At 62.2% G+C, this 19,178-nt stretch carries 22 protein-coding genes; 13 read left to right on the top strand and 9 right to left on the bottom strand.

Annotation, left to right across the window (positions count from 1 at the left end; genetic code table 11):
- Nucleotides 1-5 precede the first annotated feature (5 nt).
- Together hppD and hmgA are read left to right on the top strand one after the other, a co-directional pair.
- Complete coding sequence (gene hppD, locus KCG44_RS13770) at nt 6-1,094, top strand: 4-hydroxyphenylpyruvate dioxygenase (protein ID WP_218446695.1); 1,089 nt, start codon at nt 6-8, stop codon at nt 1,092-1,094.
- Nucleotides 1,095-1,209: 115 nt separating this feature from the next.
- The gene (gene hmgA, locus KCG44_RS13765; RefSeq protein WP_218446694.1) at nt 1,210-2,484 is read left to right on the top strand and encodes a homogentisate 1,2-dioxygenase; all 1,275 of its coding nucleotides are present in this window, start codon (nt 1,210-1,212) and stop codon (nt 2,482-2,484) included.
- Between the two features lie 151 nt (nt 2,485-2,635).
- Here hmgA and KCG44_RS13760 read toward each other — a convergent pair whose 3' ends face one another.
- The 4 genes from KCG44_RS13760 to KCG44_RS13745 are packed head-to-tail and all read right to left on the bottom strand — an operon-like array spanning nt 2,636 to nt 6,112.
- Complete coding sequence (locus KCG44_RS13760; RefSeq protein ID WP_218446693.1) at nt 2,636-3,046, bottom strand: EVE domain-containing protein; 411 nt, start codon at nt 3,044-3,046, stop codon at nt 2,636-2,638.
- Nucleotides 3,046-3,687 carry a maleylacetoacetate isomerase gene (maiA, locus tag KCG44_RS13755; RefSeq protein WP_218446692.1) on the bottom strand — a complete coding sequence of 214 codons (642 nt, stop codon included), beginning with the start codon at nt 3,685-3,687 and terminating at the stop codon, nt 3,046-3,048. Before maiA ends, KCG44_RS13760 begins: the two co-directional genes overlap by 1 nt.
- Nucleotides 3,684-4,715, bottom strand: a complete 1,032-nt coding sequence (locus KCG44_RS13750) for a fumarylacetoacetate hydrolase family protein (RefSeq protein WP_218446691.1) — start codon at nt 4,713-4,715, stop codon at nt 3,684-3,686. The genes maiA and KCG44_RS13750 overlap by 4 nt, the downstream gene beginning before the upstream one ends.
- Before the next feature lie 11 nt (nt 4,716-4,726).
- Nucleotides 4,727-6,112 carry a M20/M25/M40 family metallo-hydrolase gene (locus KCG44_RS13745; RefSeq protein WP_218446690.1) on the bottom strand — a complete coding sequence of 462 codons (1,386 nt, stop codon included), beginning with the start codon at nt 6,110-6,112 and terminating at the stop codon, nt 4,727-4,729.
- A 21-nt stretch (nt 6,113-6,133) separates the two neighbouring features.
- On the opposite strand from KCG44_RS13745, the gene KCG44_RS13740 reads away from it, so the two are divergent.
- Nucleotides 6,134-6,310, top strand: coding sequence for a hypothetical protein (locus KCG44_RS13740; protein WP_218446689.1), 177 nt, complete (start codon nt 6,134-6,136; stop codon nt 6,308-6,310).
- A gap of 86 nt (nt 6,311-6,396) precedes the next feature.
- Here the strand turns inward: KCG44_RS13740 and KCG44_RS13735 are convergent, their stop codons facing one another.
- Together KCG44_RS13735 and KCG44_RS13730 are read right to left on the bottom strand one after the other, a co-directional pair.
- The gene (locus KCG44_RS13735; RefSeq protein ID WP_218446688.1) at nt 6,397-6,642 is read right to left on the bottom strand and encodes a hypothetical protein; all 246 of its coding nucleotides are present in this window, start codon (nt 6,640-6,642) and stop codon (nt 6,397-6,399) included.
- A gap of 104 nt (nt 6,643-6,746) precedes the next feature.
- On the bottom strand, nt 6,747-7,361 hold the full coding sequence (locus KCG44_RS13730; protein WP_218446687.1) for a hypothetical protein: 615 nt from the start codon (nt 7,359-7,361) through the stop codon (nt 6,747-6,749).
- Nucleotides 7,362-7,536: 175 nt separating this feature from the next.
- Between KCG44_RS13730 and KCG44_RS13725 the strand changes: the two genes are divergently transcribed.
- The 8 genes from KCG44_RS13725 to KCG44_RS13690 all read left to right on the top strand — a co-directional run bounded on the left by KCG44_RS13725 (nt 7,537) and on the right by KCG44_RS13690 (nt 16,412).
- Nucleotides 7,537-8,286, top strand: coding sequence for a Crp/Fnr family transcriptional regulator (locus KCG44_RS13725; RefSeq protein WP_218446686.1), 750 nt, complete (start codon nt 7,537-7,539; stop codon nt 8,284-8,286).
- A gap of 95 nt (nt 8,287-8,381) precedes the next feature.
- Complete coding sequence (locus KCG44_RS13720) at nt 8,382-9,908, top strand: AMP-binding protein (protein ID WP_218446685.1); 1,527 nt, start codon at nt 8,382-8,384, stop codon at nt 9,906-9,908.
- Nucleotides 9,909-10,080: 172 nt separating this feature from the next.
- On the top strand, nt 10,081-11,004 hold the full coding sequence (locus KCG44_RS13715) for an SMP-30/gluconolactonase/LRE family protein (protein WP_218446684.1): 924 nt from the start codon (nt 10,081-10,083) through the stop codon (nt 11,002-11,004).
- Nucleotides 11,005-11,383: 379 nt separating this feature from the next.
- Nucleotides 11,384-12,511 (top strand): ABC transporter permease, encoded by a 1,128-nt coding sequence (locus KCG44_RS13710; protein ID WP_218446683.1) that lies wholly within the window; start codon nt 11,384-11,386, stop codon nt 12,509-12,511.
- Nucleotides 12,508-13,320, top strand: a complete 813-nt coding sequence (locus tag KCG44_RS13705; protein WP_218446682.1) for an ABC transporter ATP-binding protein — start codon at nt 12,508-12,510, stop codon at nt 13,318-13,320. The genes KCG44_RS13710 and KCG44_RS13705 overlap by 4 nt, the downstream gene beginning before the upstream one ends.
- Nucleotides 13,320-14,270 (top strand): MlaD family protein, encoded by a 951-nt coding sequence (locus KCG44_RS13700; protein ID WP_218446681.1) that lies wholly within the window; start codon nt 13,320-13,322, stop codon nt 14,268-14,270. Before KCG44_RS13705 ends, KCG44_RS13700 begins: the two co-directional genes overlap by 1 nt.
- Entirely contained in the window at nt 14,270-14,869 is a 600-nt protein-coding gene (locus KCG44_RS13695; protein ID WP_218446680.1) for an ABC-type transport auxiliary lipoprotein family protein, read from the top strand. Before KCG44_RS13700 ends, KCG44_RS13695 begins: the two co-directional genes overlap by 1 nt.
- Nucleotides 14,870-14,930: 61 nt before the next feature.
- A complete protein-coding gene (locus KCG44_RS13690; RefSeq protein WP_218446679.1) occupies nt 14,931-16,412 on the top strand; it encodes a M48 family metalloprotease in 1,482 nt (493 codons plus the stop codon).
- A gap of 125 nt (nt 16,413-16,537) precedes the next feature.
- Here KCG44_RS13690 and KCG44_RS13685 read toward each other — a convergent pair whose 3' ends face one another.
- Both KCG44_RS13685 and KCG44_RS13680 read right to left on the bottom strand, forming a co-directional pair.
- Complete coding sequence (locus KCG44_RS13685; protein ID WP_218446678.1) at nt 16,538-16,708, bottom strand: Flp family type IVb pilin; 171 nt, start codon at nt 16,706-16,708, stop codon at nt 16,538-16,540.
- Nucleotides 16,709-16,882: 174 nt separating this feature from the next.
- A complete protein-coding gene (locus tag KCG44_RS13680) occupies nt 16,883-17,062 on the bottom strand; it encodes a Flp family type IVb pilin (protein WP_218446677.1) in 180 nt (59 codons plus the stop codon).
- A gap of 97 nt (nt 17,063-17,159) precedes the next feature.
- On the opposite strand from KCG44_RS13680, the gene KCG44_RS13675 reads away from it, so the two are divergent.
- The gene (locus KCG44_RS13675) at nt 17,160-17,579 is read left to right on the top strand and encodes a (deoxy)nucleoside triphosphate pyrophosphohydrolase (protein WP_218446676.1); all 420 of its coding nucleotides are present in this window, start codon (nt 17,160-17,162) and stop codon (nt 17,577-17,579) included.
- Nucleotides 17,580-17,581: 2 nt separating this feature from the next.
- Here the strand turns inward: KCG44_RS13675 and KCG44_RS13670 are convergent, their stop codons facing one another.
- Complete coding sequence (locus tag KCG44_RS13670) at nt 17,582-18,388, bottom strand: methyltransferase domain-containing protein (RefSeq protein ID WP_218446675.1); 807 nt, start codon at nt 18,386-18,388, stop codon at nt 17,582-17,584.
- A 46-nt stretch (nt 18,389-18,434) separates the two neighbouring features.
- On the opposite strand from KCG44_RS13670, the gene KCG44_RS13665 reads away from it, so the two are divergent.
- Entirely contained in the window at nt 18,435-19,166 is a 732-nt protein-coding gene (locus KCG44_RS13665; RefSeq protein ID WP_218446674.1) for a ComF family protein, read from the top strand.
- Nucleotides 19,167-19,178: the final 12 nt, after the last annotated feature.

Genomic DNA, 19,178 nt, shown 5'->3' with positions numbered 1-19,178 from the left:
TTGTCATGACGGATATCCACGCCAACCCCGCCGGTCTCGACGGTTTTGAATTTCTCGAATTCGCCGGTGACAAGGACAAGCTCGACAAGATGTTTCGTCAGATGGGGTTCACGCCCATCGCGCAGCACCGGTCGAAAGACGTCACGCTGTATCGCCAGAACGGCATCAACTTCCTTTTGAACAGCGAACCGAACTCACCGGCCGCCTGGTTTGCGGAGGAACATAATGAGGGCGCATGTGCGATGGGCTTCCGCGTGGCTGACGCCAACGCCGCCTATCAGCACGTCCTTGCCAATGGCGCCGAGCCCGCAAGGATCGATACGGGCTGGATGGAACTGAAACTTCCCGCCATCCGCGGTATCGGCAACAGCCTCATCTACTTCATCGACCGCTATGGCAATGAAGCGAATATCTACGATATCGACTTCAAATATTTCGAGGGCGTGGACCGCGACCCTGTCGGCGCGGGACTGGAGGTCATCGATCATCTGACGCATAATGTCTATCGCGGCCGTATGAAATTCTGGGCCAATTTTTACGAGAAGCTCTTCAATTTCCGGGAAATCCGCTTCTTCGACATCAAGGGCGAATATACCGGCCTGACGTCGCAGGCGCTCACCGCCCCTGACGGCAAGATCAAGATCCCGCTCAACGAGGAAGCCAAGGAAGGTGGCGGCCAGATCGAGGAGTTCCTGATGGATTTCAACGGTGAGGGCATCCAGCATATCGCCATGTCGACGCCCGACATCTACCAGACCATCGATACGCTGCGCGCCAACGGCCTGCCCTTCATGACGCCGCCGCCGGCAACCTATTATTCCATGCTGGAAGAGCGCCTGCCCAATCACGGCGAGCCTGTCGAAGAGATGAAGGCACGCGGCCTGCTGCTCGACGGCTCGACGGAAAATGACGATCCGCGTCTGCTGCTACAGATCTTCACGGGCAATCTGATGGGGCCCGTCTTCTTCGAGATCATTCAGCGCAAGAAGGATGACGGCTTCGGCGAAGGCAATTTCAAGGCGCTGTTCGAAAGCATCGAACGCGACCAGATGGAACGCGGCGTTCTGAAGGCGGACGCCAGGGAAACGGTATAAATCCGGCAAACCCCCGCTTCTCCCCTTGGGGAGGGGCGGGGGCGCAGGCCCCGCGGGCCGCAACAGCTTTTGCGCCCGCGCGCCGCCGATAATCATAAGGCGAAAGCGAGATCACATGCTGACAGGCTTCCAGAATCATCAGTCGACAGAGGCCGTTTCCGGCGCGCTTCCTATCGGGCAGAACTCGCCGCAGAACGTGTCTTTCGGCCTTTATGCGGAGCAGCTGTCCGGCACCGCGTTCACGGCCCCCCGCCACGAAAATCTCCGCAGCTGGCTATATCGCCTGCGACCCACCGCGGCGCACGCCCAATATGTGCCCTATGCCGGCGCACAGGCGCTGCGCTCGGGACCATTCACCGAGACCCCGCCCAACCCGAACCGCCTGCGCTGGGACGCGCCGCGGCAGTTTGCCGGGGACTTCCTCGACAGCCTGACAACCTATGCAGGCTCCGGCAGTCCCGACGCGCAGCACGGCATCGCCGTTCATATGTTCAGCGCCGACAGGAACATGGACCGCCGCGCTTTCATGAATGCCGACGGCGAAATGCTGATCGTGCCGCAGGACGGCGCGCTTCGCATCCGCACCGAATTCGGGATCATCGACGCCGCGCCGCTGCATATCGTCGTCATCCCCCGCGGCGTGCGGTTTTCCGTCGACCTTCCGGACGGCAGGGCGCGCGGTTATGTGTGCGAGAATTACGGCGCCACTTTCCGCCTGCCCGACCTTGGTCCAATCGGCGCGAACGGCCTTGCCAATCCCCGCGATTTCGAGGCGCCGGAGGCGGCGTATGAAGATACCGACGAGCCCTATGAACTCATACAGAAATATTGCGGCGCGTTGTGGGCAACGGAGGTTCGGCACTCGCCCTTCGACGTGGTCGCCTGGCACGGCAATCTGGCGCCCTACCGTTATGACCTGACGCGATTCAACACGATCGGCACAGTTAGTTTCGACCATCCCGACCCCAGTATTTTTACCGTGCTGACCAGCCCGTCGGGCACGCCTGGAACCGCCAATTGCGACTTCGTCATCTTCCCGCCGCGCTGGATGGTGGCAGAAAATACATTCCGGCCGCCCTGGTTCCACCGCAATATCATGTCGGAATTCATGGGGCTTATCACGGGTGACTATGATGCGAAATCCGGCGGTTTCGCGCCCGGCGGCGCAAGTCTGCACAATTGCATGTCGTCACACGGCCCCGATGCCGCCAGTTACAAAAAGGCCGTGGAAGCCGATCTGCAGCCCGTGAAGATCGAGGACACCATGGCATTCATGTTCGAAAGCCGGTACGCGTTTCGCCCGGCGGGATGGGCCATGGAGACGGACCTGCTACAGTCCGACTATGATGGCTGCTGGAATGGGTTCGAAAAAGCGGATGTGCCCGGCTAAGGCCGGGCCTCTTCGCGGTGCCCCCCGGAACCCGGACATCCTGAGCGCCGTCGAAGGACGCACCATCCCTTAACAAACGTCATCCCGGCTTTCGCCGGAATGGCGGTCGCAGGACCGAAAACCATTTGACTGGGTCCACGCGGACGGCGCCTTACGCGGCCCCCGCCTCGCTGATCTCCATCAGCTCGTCCCACTTGTCATCCGGGATCGGCATCACCGACAGCCGCGACTGCCTGACCAGCGCCACCTCATCGAAACGCCCGTCCGCCTTGATCTGTTTCAGCGTGACCGGTGACGGCATATCGCGTTCCGCCTTCAGGTCCACCAGCCCGGATTTCTCGTCATTCGGGTCGTCATAATATTCCCTGGCGACCGAACAGATGCCGACGATCTCCAGGCCCTTGTTGGAGTGATAGAACATCACCTCCTCGCCCAGCTTCATCTCCCGCATATTGCCCAGCGCCTGATAGGAGCGCACGCCGTCCCACGGTTCCACACCCTTCTTCTTCTGCTGCGCCCAGCTCCATTTGAAGGGTTCCGACTTCACCAGCCATTTCGCCATCAGTTCGCATCCTCCTGCGCTTCCGGCCGGGCGGCCCTGAATGCGTCATGTTCCAGCAGTTTCTTGTCGATCTCGACCAGCCCGGGATAGGGTTCCAGATTCATGCGGAAACGCCGCGCATTGTACATTTGCGGGGCAAGGCAGATGTCCGCCAGCGTGACCCGGTCGCCGAACAGATAGGGGCCGGCTGCCGCTTCCGCCTGCTCTTCCAGCGCGCGGAAACCCGTGTCGATCCAGTGATGGTACCAGTCACGAACCGCGTCCTCGTCCTGACCAAGCTCGCCCTTCAGATAGTTGAGCACGCTCAGATTGTTGAGCGGATGCACATCGCAGGCGATGATCTGCGCGGCCCCGCGAATGCGCGCGCGTGTGGCGGCATCGCCGGGCAGGATCGTGGGCTCGGGATAGACCTCGTCCAGATATTCGCAGATGGCCAGGCTCTGGTTCAGGCCCACCTCGCCATCGATCAGATAGGGCACCCGGCCATGCGGGTTCAGCATCTTGAAACCGACACCGGACTGCGCGCCCTTCACCAGATCGACGGATTTGTGATCGTGTTCCAGCCCCTTCAGGTGCAACACGATCCGCACGCGATAGGCCGCGGTCGATCGCCAATAGTCATAGAGGATGCGGTCGCTCATGCGCCGCCCATCGCACTGGTTTCCAGCGGCACCACGTCCTGCTCGATGGTACCGAAGATGGGCTTGCCATCATCGCCGTCCATCCAGATGCGCACGCTGTCGCCGACCTTCATGAACTCCGTTTTCGGCTCGCCATGCGCAATGGTTTCGACCATGCGCTGCTCGGCGATACAGCTATAGCCCTTGCCGCCATCGGCGACAGGCCGTCCCGGCGAATTGTCGGGATCGCGGTTGGACACGGTGCCGGACCCGATGATCGTTCCCGCGCCCAGGCTGCGCGTCTTGGCCAGGTGCGCGACAAGGACACCCATGTCGAAGGTCATTTCCTCACCCGCTTCGGCGCGGCCGAACGGCTTTCCATTATAATCCACCTTGAGCGCATGATGCAGCTTGCCGCCCGTCCAGGCGTCGCCCAGCTCGTCGGGCGTGACGAAAACGGGTGACATCGCGCTGGCGGGCTTGGACTGGACGAACCCGAACCCCTTGCCCAGTTCGGCAGGGATCAGGTTGCGCAGCGACACATCATTGGTGAGGCCAATCAGCGCGATATGGTCGAGCGCGCGCTCCGGGGTCACCCCTTGCGCCACGTCCGTCGTCACCACGACAATCTCCGCCTCCATGTCGCAGCCCCAGCTTTCATCGGCCAGCGGGATCGGGTCCCGCGCGGCAAGGAAGCCGTCACTGCCGCCCTGGTACATCAGCGGGTCGGTCCAGAAGCTTTCCGGCAGCTCCGCACCGCGCGCACGCCGCACCAGCTCGACATGGTTCACATAGGCGCTGCCGTCGGCCCACTGATAGGCGCGCGGCAGCGGCGAATCCGCGTCGCGTTCGTGAAACCGTTCCCGCGGGATCGCCTCATGGTCCAGGTCTTCGGCCAGCTTTTCCAGCTGGGGCCGCGTTTCCGGCCACGCGTCGAGCGCGGCCTGCAGGGTCGGGGCGATATGCGTTGCATCGGCATACCAGGCGAGATCTTTCGACACGACGACCAGGCGGCCGTCACGCCCCTGTTTCAGGCTTGCGAGTTTCATCCTAACTCCTTTTATCTGCTGGCAAGGCTCTGGATGAGCGCGGGCCAGTAATCCAGTCCGAAATAGAAACTATCGACCGGAGCGTTCTCGTCCAGTCCATGCAGGCCGCCATTTTCGGGGCGCATGAAGATGGGCGAGACCGCATAGGTCGGAATGCCCGCGCGGCGGAACCAGATGCCGTCGGTCCCGCCCGCCTCCTGATAGGGGGTTGCGGTCACACCGGGATATTTCCGCTGAAGCGCGGCTTCGACGGCGGCGGTGACATCGGCGCGCGGCAGCGATATCGGGCTGGCCGTCGGCTCGTCGCGCACGGCCCAGCTGACATTGTCGATGCCTTCGCCGGCCGTTTCCAGCCGTGCCTGCACCTCGGCCACCTCGACGCCCGGAAAAATGCGGCAGTTGATCGCGGCGCTCGCCGATTGCGGCAGTGCGTTTTCGGCATGCCCCGCATCCAGCATGGTGGCGATACAGGTTGTGGCGACGTTCGGGCGCGTCGCCCAGTCATTATAAAGCGCCGACGCCGCCGCCGAATCCGCCGGATCGTCCGCAAAGCGCCGCATGATGGCCGCCGCCCCCGGCGATGCGGCCTCCGCCATCGCGCGAATGAACCCGCGCGTTACGTCATTCGCGCGCACGGGAAACTGAAGTCCCTCGACCCGCCGCAGCAACAGCGCCAGATCGTAGATCGCATTGTCCGCGCGCGGTCGGCTCGAATGTCCGCCCGCATTGGTGATGGTGACGTCGAAAGTCGCATAGGTCTTTTCGGCCACCTGCAGGCCGTATCCCTGCACCTTTCCCTCGGCGTCGATCATGCCGCCGCCCGCATCCGAATTCAGCGCGAATTCCGGCTTCACCCGCGCCAGCGCGGCGGCCAGGGCCTCCGTCGTCTTCATCCCCGTCTCTTCGTCACCCGAAAACGCCAGATACAGGTCGCGGTCGGGCGTGAAGCCGCTCGCCTTCAGATCGGCAAAGGCCCGCGTCAGATGCGCCACGCCCATCTTATTGTCGACAGTCCCGCGCCCCAGGAAATTTCCCTTCTCCTCGCGCAGCGTGAACGGGTCATGCACCCAGTCCTTCGGCAGCGCATCGACGACATCCATATGCGCCATGAACACCAGCGGCGCGCGGTGGCCGGTACCCGCGTATTTCGCGATCAGATACACCGTCTCGTCCATCGGTTCGATGCGGATATCCTCATCGGCAAAGCCGGCCGCTTTCAGGTCGCTGGCAACCCGCGCGGCCAGTCTCGGCACCTGACCCTGGCCCGCCGCGGTGCGCATCGAAATAATGTCCCGGTAAAGCTCAAGCGCCGCTTTGCCCTGTGCGCTGTCCGGCTCGGCGGCCTGGGCGGGCGCAATCAGAAGGGCGGCGGCAAACGCGAGAATCGGCAATTTCATCGGCACGTCTCCATGGTTGTCATGGCAGACCTATCATCGCGCGCCGCGAAGTGCACGAAAGAAGCCGCCCTCACACAGGATCGGTGCGCCGCGCCGGATATTGAGCGCGGCGGCATGGCGGCGCGGATCAGGCGCCTGCGCGACCCCGGTCGCTCCATGCACCTGATGCGCCAGCGCTGCTATGAAGCTGAGCTATGATGTGAAGCGGTCGCAGTCCGCCTGAACCAGCGCGCGAGCAGCTGGCTGGCCACTGTTAAGGATTCGCCGGAAATTCCGGCGGCCGCCTAGATCGACGCCTGTACCGGCCCGCGCAGCCGTTCCCAGCCCTGCACCGCCTGCTCTTCGGCTTCGCGCACGCGGCTCAGCTCCAGATAATTATTCAGTCGCACGCCAAAGCCAACGGCAAGGAAACAGTTAAGCGCTGCGGACGGAACGCCATAGGCGTAGGTGAGGACGCCCATCGTTGCGCACAGCAGCACCAGCACGGGAAACGCGCGCGTGTAGAATTGTGGATTGGCCCAGATCGTCATTGCCTTTTACCTTGATCAAAATGCCCCTGATCAGGTGACAGGATAGGCCTGACAGCGTTAACATCGCCCTCAGAAATTCGGCTAATTCGCGTTAACGATGAAAATCAGGGCGCCTGCCGCCCGGCGATGAGCATCGCCTGGCTGCCGCTCCCCGAATGTCCGGGAAAGACCATGACCTGCAACGTGCGACCGGTGCCCGCATGGCTGGCGGCGAAAACGTGCATGGACCCGGTGTCCATAATATTTTCCACTTCCAGCCCCGCGTCCCTGGCGCGCGCCCGGTAGAATGCGACGATATCGGCGGCTTCGTCGTCGCTGCTGAAACTGACCATGCCGCCCTCGAAACCGTCGCCCTCCACGCCCATATTCTGGCTGAACGCGCCGCCCGGAGCGCTCATCATGCCGGCGGCCGCGCCGGCGGCGTCAGGGTCGATCTCGGCTCCGGGATAAAGCGGCGCGAAATCCGGTAGATACGCACCGGCACTGCCGCCGCTGCGAATCTGGACGTCGCCGTTTTCTCCGTCCGTCGCCACTGTCAGCGTCGTTTCCTCGCCATCCTCGCGCACGGAATAGGAGCCGCCGCTGCCAGTCTCGCCAAATGCGCCGGATGCCGTTTCGCGGCCCTCGCCGCGCGACGCCTCGCGCGCGTCATTGCCGGAATCGCACGCTGCCAGCGCCAGGCACGCTGCGCCCACAAAGATAAGGTTTCCTGTCGACATGATGTCCCCCTTCCACGTCGCGTTTCCTTGGCACAGGCGGCAGCGGATTTGCAGGGAATATTTCAAACCGGGCAACCGAATTGGGACGGCCCGCGTTATTGATGTGCGCGACGACCTCTTTCACTTTCAGAACGGAAACGTGCTAGGGCGTCAGGCAAACAGGGGGTTAGATCATATGTCAGGCGTTTCGGACAGTTGCTTCATCAACAAGCTCGACCATTATCTGCAGCTGACGGAACGCGAAAAACTTGATTTGCTGGTCCTTGAGGAAAGCCCGCAGGTTTACGAGGCGGGCACTGTCCTTTACGCCGAGGACAAGGATGAGGCGGATGCCCTTTACATCGTCCAGTCCGGCCGCCTTCACGCGTCGACGGTCCTGGCCGATGGTGGCCGTGCCCTCCTGAAACTGCATTTCGCGGGCGACATCGTCGGCACGTCCAACATTCCCTTCACGACCGCGATTTCCACGGTCACCGTCGTGCGGGAGGCACGCCTTTGCCGCTTCCCGCGCAGCTCGCTGACCACCCTTTTCGAGGTGCACCCCCGCCTCGCTGCGCTGTTCTATTCCGTGGGCATGCTGGAAAACGTGTCGCTTACCGACAGGCTGCGCTCCATCGGCCGCACGGACGGCCTCTCGCGCATCGGCTCGCTTCTGCTTGAGATCACGTCCAGACTGCGCGTCACCAACAAGGATTTCGGCAATGAGGTCGAACTCCACATGACACAGGCGGATATCGGCGACGCCGTCGGTCTGACCCATGTCCACGTCAACCGCATGCTGAGGGAACTTGCCGACCAGGGCCTCATCGAACGGACCGGCTCGACCGTGACGATCCTTGACGAGGACCGCCTGAGGGAGGTCGCGCACTTCACCGAACGCTATCACCGGATCGAGACGGACTGGTTTCCCGCCGCGAAGGAATGATCAGCCCATCCTGACGCTTGTCAGCGGTGATCCCGCGCGCCGCGGCCGCTATTGTCCGCCCACGGAACGGCACACGCACATCGGAGGACATCGGCTTGCACCCCTATATCCACGCGGCGGCGACGCCCGAAAAACCCGCGATCATCATGGCCGGGACCGGCGAAACGCTCAGCTATGCGGAGATGGAGGCGATGTCGAACCGCGCCGCCCAGTTCTTCCGCGCCAAGGGGCTGACGCGCGGCGATGCCGTCGCGTTCATGCTGGAAAACTGCCTGGAATATCTTCCGCTCTGCTGGGGGGCGCAGAGGTCCGGCCTGCTGTTCGTCGCCATCTCGACAAAATTGTCCGTCGACGAGGCGGATTATATTCTGGAAAATTCCGGGGCGAAGATCTTTATCGCCAGCGCGTCTCTCGCGCCGACCGCGGGCAAATTGTCGGCGCCCGGCGGTAATTTCGCTATCCACGGCGATATCGCCGGATTCGATCCGCTCGCCGACGAGCTTTCGAAGATGCCGCCGCAGCCGATCGCGGATGAGAGCCAGGGCCGCGACATGCTCTATTCGTCCGGCACGACGGGCCGGCCAAAGGGCGTGACCGGACCGCTGCCAGAGGGGCCCTTGAACGAACCCAACGCCTTGTTGATGCTGGTGAAGACGCTGTACGATTTTCGCGACAGCATGACCTATCTCAGTCCGGCACCGCTCTACCATGCCGCTCCGCTCCGCTATTGCATGAGTGTGCATCGCTTTGGTGGCACGGTCGTTGTCATGCGGAAATTCGATCCCGAACAATATCTTGTCAATGTCGAGCGTTATGGCGCGACGCATTCTCAGGTCGTGCCGACCATGTTTGTGCGCATGCTGAAACTGCCGGACGACGTTCGCGGCCGGTATGACGTGTCCAGCCTTGAAGTCTGCGTTCACGCCGCCGCGCCGTGCCCGGTGGAGGTGAAACACCGGATGATCAAATGGTGGGGTCCGGTCATTTTCGAATATTACGCCAGTACAGAGGGAACCGGCTTTTGCGCCATCACGTCGGAGGAGTGGCTGAAAAAGCCTGGTTCGGTGGGAAAGGCGCTGCTCGGCGAGATCCGTATCCTTGACGATGATGGCAATCTGCTGCCGCAGGGCCGCGAAGGCCGCATTTTCTTTGCCGGTGGCGGCGAATTCGAATATCATGGCGACCCGGAAAAGACCGCCAGCGTCCGGCACGCTGAACATGGCGCCACATTTGGCGATATCGGCTATGTTGACGAGGACGGCTATCTGTTCCTCACCGACCGCGCCGCCTACATGATCATCACCGGCGGCGTGAACGTCTATCCGCAGGAGACCGAGGATGTCCTCATCATGCATCCCAAGGTCGAGGACGTTGCCGTTATCGGCGTCCCCAATGAGGAATTCGGCGAAGAGGTGAAGGCCGTTGTACAGCCGCGCGACTGGGCCGATGCGGGCGAAGACCTCGCCGCGGAACTGATGGCGTTTGCGCGTGAGCGGATGAGCCACGTCAAATGCCCGCGCTCCATCGATTTCGAAAAGGCACTGCCCCGGCACGATACCGGAAAACTCTATAAACGCCTGCTGAAGGACAAATATGTCGCCGCGGCAGCCGAAAAGGCATGAGCGGCTTGTGACAAACACATCCCGCGCTTTCCGCTTCGCGTCACCCCGGCGCAGGCCGGGGCCCATTTCTTGAGTTCAAAACAGGACGCCATCGCAGGAAGTGGATACCGGCCTCCGCCGGTATGACGGTCCCCTCAAAATCGAGCGCGATACGCACAGAAAGCACCAGCAGATGAACATCGATCATACAATCATCGCCGATGACCTTCGCTTCCCCGAAGGGCCGGTCTGGATGAAGGACGGCGGCATCATCCTGGTGGAGATCGCGGCCGGGCGCATCTCCCGCATCGCGCCGGACGGCACCCGGACGACGGTGGCGGAACCTGGCGGCGGGCCCAATGGCCTCGCCATTGGCCCCGACGGCGCGCTCTATTGCTGCAATAATGGCGGTTTTCAATATGACGACATGGACGGCCTGCTGATCCCCGGAATGCTGGCGGAGGATTATTCTGGCGGCCGCATCGAACGAATCGACCTCGAAACCGGCGCCGTCACCACGCTTTACGACAATTGGAACGGCCAGAGCCTGTCCGGGCCGAATGATATCGTGTTCGATTATTCAGGGGGCGGCTTCTGGTTCACCGACCTTGGCAAGGTGCGCGGCACTGCGCACGACCATGGCGGGCTCTACTGGGCGCGTGCGGATGGCTCGGAAATCAAACAGTGCGCGCATGGTCCCAACATGAACGGTGTCGGCCTCTCTCCCGATGGCAGGACGGTCTACACCGCCCTCACCAATGAACGCCTGCTGCTGTCCTTCAACATTACCGGGCCGGGCGAGGTCGAACCCAGCCCGGTGCCCGCCTTTCCCGGCAACGTCCTCCACAGCTTTCCGGGCCGCACCCTCCTCGATTCCCTTGCCGTCGATGCGGCAGGCAATATCTGCGTGGCCACCCTGCTCGAGGCGCCCGGTATCGCCAGCATCCACCCGGAAACCGGCGAACGGGAACAATTCGACTTCCCCGACCTGCTGACAACCAACATCTGTTTCGGCGGCCCCGACATGCAAGACGCCTGGATCACATTGTCGACAACCGGCAAACTCGCCAAATGCCGCTGGCCAGGGCCGGGTCTGAAACTTGCTTATTACCGGTAAGGGCAGGCACGTCGCGGTCGGGGGAGCGCCATGAACAATGCGGCTGACCGGCACCATTTCCGGACGCAGGCGCCGCCTTTGTCCGGCCCGCCCGGTGCGCGAATCGGGGGCGTGTGGCAACTTTATAATAGCTGAAAAAACCAGCGTCAAATCAGCCCCTTGCCGCCCCCGCTTTCCTACACATCCGGGCCGCCGCTAGAATGGCGGCGGCCCCAGCCTGCCCGCTCCTTCTCAGCCCCATCAGACCCAGATCCGATGCCAATGTCACGATATCATGGACTGCGGCACCTTCGGCAACTTCATGCCGCACGGCGCGCCGACAGATGGTGCGCGCGCAGCCCCTAGTGTAACGACCGGCGTCCCGCTAAACGCCTGAGTCATGGAAACGGCCACGATCCACGACGAAAGGACCGAGGAGGGCCGACGCCTGACCCTTCACGGACGGCTGACGGTGCGCGTGATCGAGGATATTTCGCCGCGGCTGCGGGAAATGGAGGACGATCCCGTCCCGCTGACGCTTGATCTCGGCGGTATGAAACGCGTCGATACCACCGGTGCGTGGGTGCTCTACCGCCTGGTCGAACATCGCACCGAGCAGGGCTTCATTACCGAGCTGACCGGTCTGACGCCGCGCATCGAAGCCTTGATGGCGCAGGTCGGCAAGGCGAACCAGATGACGACCATCCGTCATCCGATCAGGAAACGGCATTTCCATCTGCTCGCACGGATCGGCGCGTGGGTAGAGGGCGGTATTTACCAGTTCGGCACGTTCCTCGCTTTTCTCGGGCTCACCATGCTCGCGCTTGTCCGCGCGCTCATGCACCCCAGACGCCTGCGCTGGCTGGCGATCCTGCGGCAGGCCGAGGTCGTCGGCGTGTCCGCGCTCGGCATTGTCGGCCTGATGAGCTTCCTTGTCGGCATCGTTATCGCGCAGCAGGGCGCCGTGCAGCTGCGCCAGTTCGGCGCGGAGGTTTTTGTCATCAACCTCGTCGGCCGCATCACCTTCCGTGAACTCGGCGTGCTGATGACCGCCATCATGGTAGCGGGCCGTTCGGGCAGCGCGTTTGCCGCGCAGATCGGCTCGATGAAGCTGGCGGAGGAAGTCGATGCCATGCGCACCATTGGCATGCCGCCCATTGAAGTGCTCGTGATTCCGCGCCTGATCGCCACGACCATCGCGATGCCGCTGCTGGCCTTTTACGGGGCCATCATGGCCATTGTCGGCGGCACCCTTATCAGCTGGTTGCAGCTCGGCATTCCGCCCGCCATATTCATCCTGCGCCTGCAGGAGGTCGTGCCCCTTACCGACGTGCTGGTCGGCCTGATCAAGGCCCCGGTATTCGGCATCATCATCGCCGTCACAGGCTGTTTCCACGGCATGCAGGTGGAGGGCAGCGCCGAGGCCGTTGGGGAGAAAACGACAGCCGCGGTGGTGCAGTCGATCTTCCTCGTCATCGTTCTCGACGCCTTTTTCGCCATATTCTTCACGGCGCTGGGCTGGGCATGAGCGTGATCAAGGACGACCAGCGCGGCCCGATCATTCAGGTCGAGGGTCTGCGAAATCAGTTTGGCAGCCAGATCGTTCACGAGGATCTTGACCTGTCGGTGAACCGGGGCGAGATTATCGGCGTCGTCGGCGGTTCCGGTACCGGCAAGACCGTCCTGATGCGCTCGATCCTGGGCCTGCAGGAATTCGCCGCCGGGAAAATCAGTATCTTTGGAAAACCGATCACCGGTCTTGCGGAAAAGGAGGAGCTGGAGGTTCGCCGCCGGTTCGGCGTGCTCTTCCAGAACGGCGCGTTGTTCTCGACATTGACGGTCGCGGAGAATGTGCAGGTTCCGCTACGCGAGTTCCATAGCATGACGACCGAGTTGATGGACGAGATCGCCGGTTACAAGCTTGGACTGGCGGGCCTGGGGCCGGAGGCAGGGCCAAAATATCCCAGCGAACTCTCGGGCGGCATGCGGAAACGCGCCGCTCTTGCCCGGGCGCTTTCGCTCGACCCGCGATTGCTGTTCCTCGACGAGCCGACAGCGGGTCTTGATCCCATCGGCGCGGCGGCGTTCGACCATCTGATCCTCGAACTGCGCGATGCGCTCGGGCTGACGGTCTTTCTCATCACGCACGATCTCGACACGCTCTACACGATCTGCGACCGTGTCGCCGTCCTCGCGGACCGTAGGGTGCTGGCTGCGGCGCCCATCAAGGAACTGCTTGAAATCGACCATCCATGGATACAGGACTATTTCCGGGGGCCGCGCGGACGTAGTGCCATGGCGGGCGACCGGGAAAACAGAAAGCTGGCAGGCACATAATGGAAACCAAATCCAGTCATGTTCTCGTGGGTGCCGTGGCGCTCATGCTGTTCATCGCCCTGTTCGGCTTCATTTTGTGGATCGCGCGCGTCGATACCGGCGGCGAGCAGGAATATGACGTCTTCTTCCAGTCTGTCAGCGGCCTGGCGCAGGGCAGCGCCGTGAACTATTCCGGCGTTCCCGTCGGCAGCGTAAAGCAGATCGCGATCATGCCGAATTCGCCGGAGTTCGTGCGTGTACGCATTTCCGTTAGCAGCGAGACTCCCGTGCTTGAGGGGACGACGGCCACCCTGTCTTCTGTCGGATTTACCGGCGTCGCCATCGTGTCCTTGGAAGGGGCGATCAAGGGCGCGCCGCCGATCAGCGAGGAAGGGCCGTTCGGGGCACCGGTCATTCCCACAGCGCCTGGCACGCTCGACAGTCTCCTGAATGCAGCGCCGCAGCTGCTCGAACGGGTGTCCTCACTCACCGAAAGGCTCGCCCTCGTCCTCAGCGATGAGAATCTCGAATCCATCAGCGGCATTCTGGCGAACGCGGAAACAGTTACCGGTGCGGTCGCTTCTCGCGAAGGCGATATTGCCGAGACCGTGACCGAGGCCCGCCGCGCGGTTGCAGGTATGTCGCGCGCCGCCGATCAGATCGCACTGCTCGCGGGCACCACCAATCGCCTGCTGGACGATGAGGGGCGGCCCATGCTCGCGAAGCTGAACGAAACGCTGGCCCGCGCCGATACCGCATTGACCGGGATCGAAAGCGCTGCCGCCACGGCGAACCTGACGATGGATCAGGTCAATACGCACACCCTGCCGGAAGTAAATCTTCTGGTGCGCGATCTTCGCGTGGCCTCGTCTTCGATCGGTGCCATTGCGGCAAAACTCGATGAGGATCCGGCGGGCGCACTGATCGGCGGCCGGACGCTGCCGACCTATATTCCTGAGGAGAGTCGATAATGCGCCTGAACCTCGTCAATATGTCCGCAGCGATCCTGATGCTCGCTGCGTGCGGCCCGCTGGTGCAGGTCGGGGGCAACGCGCCGCCAGCGGCCAGCCTGCTGACGCTGGCGGCAACGGCGACGGCGCCCGAAGGCACCTCCGGTGCTCCGCTTCTGATCGTTCGGCCCGATGTGCCGGGGGCGCTGCGCACGACACGCATTCCCGTGCAGACGGCCCAGAACGAGCTTCAGTACCTCGACCTCGCCAGCTGGGTCGAACAGCCCAATATTCTCTTTCAGCGCGTGCTCGCCGACACGTTCGAGGCGCGGTCCGGCCGCCCGGCGATGGATGAGCGAAACATTGATGTCGTTCCGGCGGCGCGCCTGTCCGGCAAGCTGATGGAGTTCGGCCTCGATGTTTCGGCGGAGCGCGTCGTTCGTGTGCGCTACGACGCGGTGCTGACCAGCGCGAATGACGGCCTGCTCGGCACGCGCCGGTTCGAGGCGACGGAACCCGTCAGCAGCGAGACCGGCCCGGCAATCGCCAGCGCCCTTGGCCGCGCGGCAAACCGGCTTGCCGCCGATATAGCCGACTGGGCGGGTGAAAAATCCAGTTGAAGGAACCCGGAACGGCGCGAACCTGTTGACCTGAGGAAGAATGTCTTTGGGAGAACAGCAAATGGCTATCCGTCACCTCAAAATCGTCGCTCTGGTTGCCGCATCTTCGCTCGCCATTGCCGGCTGCGTGGGATCGTTCGATCCGGCAAATCCGCGGCAGGTCTCTGCGTCCGAGCGGCAGCAGGGCGCCCAGGCACATGAGCAGATTCTGGCGGAATTTGGCGGCGCCTATAACGGGCCGGGTTCAGCGATGGTCGAACGGGTTGGTAAAGAGGTTGCGATCGCCTCGGGCCTGACGGCGACGGGTCAGGAATGCACCGTTACCCTGCTCGACAGTCAGGTCGTCAATGCTTTCGCCATTCCAGGCTGCTATACATATGTGACACGCGGTCTCCTTTCGATCATGGAGAACGAGGCGCAACTCGCCTCGGTGCTTGGCCATGAGATCGGGCATGTCGCGGCGGAGCACTCGAAGCGGCGACAGAACCGCGCGCTTTTCAGCAATCTTGCCGCCATCGGCCTGGGGATCCTGACGGGGTCCGGCCAGGTTGCGCAGGCCGCGACACAGATCGCGCAGGTGACAACGCTGAAATATTCACGCGATCAGGAATATGAATCCGACGATCTGGGCATTCGCTACATGGCCGCGGCCGGCTATGACCCCTATGAATCCGCCGACGTGCTCGACGCGCTTGGCGACCAGTCCGCGCTCGACGCGCGTATCCGGGGCCGTGACGAGGCTGCGCAGGTTCCGGCGTGGGCCCGCTCGCATCCCCTGTCATCCGATCGCGTCAAACGGGCGGACCGAAAGGCGTCGGAGACCGGTCTTCAGCGGGGCGCGCAAAGCCAGCACACCGAACGTTTCATGTCCTCCATTGACGGCATGCTGTACGGCGATTCCCCCTCGCAGGGTTATGTCGACAAGCATAGTTTTGCCCATCCGCAGCTGCGCCTCGGCTTCCGTGTGCCAGACGGATATTATCTCAACAACAGCGCCCGCGCGGTGACCGCGACCAGCGGCAATTCGAAAACGCAGATACAGTTCTCGGGTGGTCGGCTTCAAAGCGGCGGGAGCATATCAAACCATGTCGATCAGGTCATAAATGGCATTTTGGGAAATGCACGGGCGAATGCGCAATTCTCCGATACGCGGACATCAACGATCAACGGCATGTCGGCGGCCACACGCCAGGCGCGGGTGTCCGCACAGGGCGGTCAGGTCGATCTGACGGTCGTGGGGTATAAGTTCGACGCCGACAGCGCCTATCATTTCGTGTTCATCAGTCCGGCCAATGTGGACGATGCGAATATCGTCAGGAGCACGTCGCAGAGCTTTCGCAAGCTATCGACTGCTGAGGCCGCTCGGCTGAGGCCGAAAATAATAGATGTCGTCACCGTGAAACGCGGCGACACTGTCTCTGGCCTCGCCCGTCGCATGGCGTTTGACGATTATAAGGTCGAGCGCTTCCGGGTTTTGAACGACCTTGACGATGGCCAGACGCTACGTGCCGGTCAGCAGGTGAAAATCGTCGTCAACGGATAATTTGGCGAACGGTTCGCGATGGATGATGCCATCGTCGGCTGTTCACCAGAAAGAAAAGAGGGCGCCCGGTTTCCCGGACGCCCCTTTTCGCTGCCCGAAGGCAGGCTGCTTTGCGGAACGCTCTCCTAGAGAGCGTCATCCATCGAAGTCGATGCTTTGGTCATCGTGTTACCAACCGAGTCGCCGAGGCCTTGCATCGCAGAAATGGCAGCAACTGCGATCAGAGCAGCGATCAGGCCATATTCGATGGCCGTCGCGCCGTCCTCATCACGACGAAATTTCCGAATGAACGACATAACTAATCTCCTATTATCGGTACGTACCTTAAAACTCTGGCCCCGTCCTTTTTATGGGTCAGTGACCAATCTTATATTCATCACGTCTTGAAAATTAATTAAACCAAATGGTGAATTTCATGTTCATAATCTTATAATACTCGGAAGAACTATCGGTCAGCACACGTTAATTCACTATGACATCACATCCTGGGATGTTGAGCTGACTTTTCCCCACATGTTGGTCAGGCTGGTGCCGAAAGCCTGAAACCCGCCAAGCGCAGCGACCGCGATGAGTGCCGCCAGCAGACCGTACTCGATCGCCGTGGCTCCGTCGTCATTACGACGAATCCTATGAATTATCTTGCAGATCATATTTGCGGAGACTCCGGCTCGTCCAATGTCCTCAGATAGATAAAAAACATTAACAAAGATTTTGCGCCCGCAGTGCGCGGCGCGTTAAGTATGAGCAATGTCAGATCCCGATAGCCCCCTACCTACGGTCTTCGTAAGCGCCGCCGCCCTGATCGATCGTGATGGCCGCGTGCTGGTAACGAAACGCCTTCCCGGCAAGCACCTTGCCGGAACGTGGGAGTTCCCAGGCGGAAAAGTGGAGGCAGGTGAGACGCCGGAGGCGGCGCTGATCCGCGAGCTTGCCGAGGAACTGGGGATCGATACCCATGAATCCTGCCTTGCCCCGACCGGTTTTGCCAGCCACAGCTATGCGGCCTTCCACCTGATCCTGCTGCTGTTCGCGTGTCGCAAATGGACGGGAAGCGCGAAAGGACGCGAGGGGCAGGCGTTAAAGTGGGTACACACCCCGCAGCTTTTCAGCCTGGATATGCCGCCGGCCGACCGTCCGCTGATCGGCGTTCTCGACGCGCTTATTTAGGCTTAACCCTTCGCAGGCACGCGCCCCGTCATCGTCACAATCTCAAGATGGGCGGCGATCCGTCCGGTATCATCGCGCAGCGTTTCGAGGTGCTCCGTCATGGCCTTCAATCGGGTTCGGCCGATCGGGCGGCGTGCGCGGGCGCGCAAATAATTTCCTTCGCCCATACCGCGCAGATCGCGCCGCATGGCCAGCGGATCACGGTAATGCACCACGGTCTCCGCAATATCGACGACGGGGTCGGCAAAGCCGGCGCGCTGCAGCAAGGATGGCGCCTCTCGCCCGTCGATCATCGGATGCAGGCGCGGAGATGCGCCGTCGCTGGCGGCAAGGTCGGCCGCAATAAGCGCCTGCCGCTGGTCCGCGAGCGAAGCACCGCCGACGAAACTGGCAAGGAAGATACCGTCAGGGCGCAGGCACTGGCGTATCTGGACAAGCGCGCCCGGCAGATCGTTGACACCGTTGAGGCTGCCGGCGGAAAGGACCAGATCAAACTGCGCCGCAGCGAAGGGCAGCCGATCCTCGTCGCAAATGACCTGCGGCGAAAATCCTGCGGCGCAGTCGCAGCGGATCGTTTCTTCCGACGGTACCATCGCCGATGCACTGCCATCATGCGCGCCAAGGTCGAGCACGCGTGACCATCGGCGCTCAAACCCCGCGGCACGCGCGGCGAGATCCCCGGCCATATGGTGTTTCAGAAACGCAAAATCGGCGAAGTCGCCAGCGCAGCGGTTTCGCGCCGCCCTGCGGGCAGCGCGGTCGAACGGTTCGGCGATGGACGCCTGTGCAGCGGGATCAGGTGTTATCATGATGCGCGCATATAGGATTTATCCGCAGGCGCGATAAGATGGCGGCATGCAGCAGCTCGGATCACATATGAAGCGCGCCGCGGCGACGGTCCTTGATCTGATCCTGCCGCCGCGTTGTCCCGGTTGCCGTGAGATCGTCGATAGCGCCGACCGTTTCTGTGCGGAGTGCTGGGAAACGCTGGGCTTCATCACCGACCCCATGTGCGCGACATGCGGATTGCCTTTTGCCGGTGAATTTTCAGATGGCGTGATTTGCGGTGAGTGCGCGGGCGCAACGCGCCCTTATGACCATGCGCGCGCGGCCATGCGCTACGAAGGCGCCGCGGTACCAGTCCTTCTTGGCCTGAAACATGGCGGAAGAACGCATCTTTCCCGTTTGATTGCGGAGGCTTTGCAGCGCCATGTCAGACCCGATACCGACCTGATCGTGCCGGTCCCGCTCGACCGGGCGCGGCTGGCCAAGCGGGGGTATAACCAAGCTGGTCTCATTGCCCGCGCGCTCTCCCGGCGCAGCGGTGTTCCGCTTGGCATCGACACGCTGATCCGAACAAAACCGACACGTTCGACCGCCGGTCTTAGCCGCGCAGCGCGATTCCGTGCCGCGCAGGGAGCCTTTGCCGCGCCCAAGCGCTTAAGGGATGGCAGCCGCGTCATCCTGATCGACGATGTGATGACGACCGGTGCCACGGCGGAAGCAGCCTGCAGGGCACTTAGAAAAGCGGGCGCGGCCCGGATCGATGTGCTAGTCTATGCGCGTGCGGCGCTGGCGGATGCCTGAATCAGCATGATG

The organism is Pacificimonas pallii, assembly GCF_019204005.1.
GTDB classification, from domain to species: domain Bacteria; phylum Pseudomonadota; class Alphaproteobacteria; order Sphingomonadales; family Sphingomonadaceae; genus Pacificimonas; species Pacificimonas pallii.
Note: the sequence above shows the minus strand (reverse complement) of the source record. Positions and strands in the feature narration are given on the sequence as shown.

Coding starts and splice junctions, on each gene's coding strand:
- hppD (WP_218446695.1), top strand. CDS start 6: ATGACGGATATCCACGCCAACCCCGCCGGTCTCGACGGTTTTGAATTT.
- hmgA (WP_218446694.1), top strand. CDS start 1,210: ATGCTGACAGGCTTCCAGAATCATCAGTCGACAGAGGCCGTTTCCGGC.
- KCG44_RS13760 (WP_218446693.1), bottom strand. CDS start 3,046: ATGGCGAAATGGCTGGTGAAGTCGGAACCCTTCAAATGGAGCTGGGCG.
- maiA (WP_218446692.1), bottom strand. CDS start 3,687: ATGAGCGACCGCATCCTCTATGACTATTGGCGATCGACCGCGGCCTAT.
- KCG44_RS13750 (WP_218446691.1), bottom strand. CDS start 4,715: ATGAAACTCGCAAGCCTGAAACAGGGGCGTGACGGCCGCCTGGTCGTC.
- KCG44_RS13745 (WP_218446690.1), bottom strand. CDS start 6,112: ATGAAATTGCCGATTCTCGCGTTTGCCGCCGCCCTTCTGATTGCGCCC.
- KCG44_RS13740 (WP_218446689.1), top strand. CDS start 6,134: ATGGCAGACCTATCATCGCGCGCCGCGAAGTGCACGAAAGAAGCCGCC.
- KCG44_RS13735 (WP_218446688.1), bottom strand. CDS start 6,642: ATGACGATCTGGGCCAATCCACAATTCTACACGCGCGCGTTTCCCGTG.
- KCG44_RS13730 (WP_218446687.1), bottom strand. CDS start 7,361: ATGTCGACAGGAAACCTTATCTTTGTGGGCGCAGCGTGCCTGGCGCTG.
- KCG44_RS13725 (WP_218446686.1), top strand. CDS start 7,537: ATGTCAGGCGTTTCGGACAGTTGCTTCATCAACAAGCTCGACCATTAT.
- KCG44_RS13715 (WP_218446684.1), top strand. CDS start 10,081: ATGAACATCGATCATACAATCATCGCCGATGACCTTCGCTTCCCCGAA.
- KCG44_RS13710 (WP_218446683.1), top strand. CDS start 11,384: ATGGAAACGGCCACGATCCACGACGAAAGGACCGAGGAGGGCCGACGC.
- KCG44_RS13705 (WP_218446682.1), top strand. CDS start 12,508: ATGAGCGTGATCAAGGACGACCAGCGCGGCCCGATCATTCAGGTCGAG.
- KCG44_RS13700 (WP_218446681.1), top strand. CDS start 13,320: ATGGAAACCAAATCCAGTCATGTTCTCGTGGGTGCCGTGGCGCTCATG.
- KCG44_RS13695 (WP_218446680.1), top strand. CDS start 14,270: ATGCGCCTGAACCTCGTCAATATGTCCGCAGCGATCCTGATGCTCGCT.
- KCG44_RS13690 (WP_218446679.1), top strand. CDS start 14,931: ATGGCTATCCGTCACCTCAAAATCGTCGCTCTGGTTGCCGCATCTTCG.
- KCG44_RS13685 (WP_218446678.1), bottom strand. CDS start 16,708: ATGTCGTTCATTCGGAAATTTCGTCGTGATGAGGACGGCGCGACGGCC.
- KCG44_RS13680 (WP_218446677.1), bottom strand. CDS start 17,062: ATGATCTGCAAGATAATTCATAGGATTCGTCGTAATGACGACGGAGCC.
- KCG44_RS13675 (WP_218446676.1), top strand. CDS start 17,160: ATGTCAGATCCCGATAGCCCCCTACCTACGGTCTTCGTAAGCGCCGCC.
- KCG44_RS13670 (WP_218446675.1), bottom strand. CDS start 18,388: ATGATAACACCTGATCCCGCTGCACAGGCGTCCATCGCCGAACCGTTC.
- KCG44_RS13665 (WP_218446674.1), top strand. CDS start 18,435: ATGCAGCAGCTCGGATCACATATGAAGCGCGCCGCGGCGACGGTCCTT.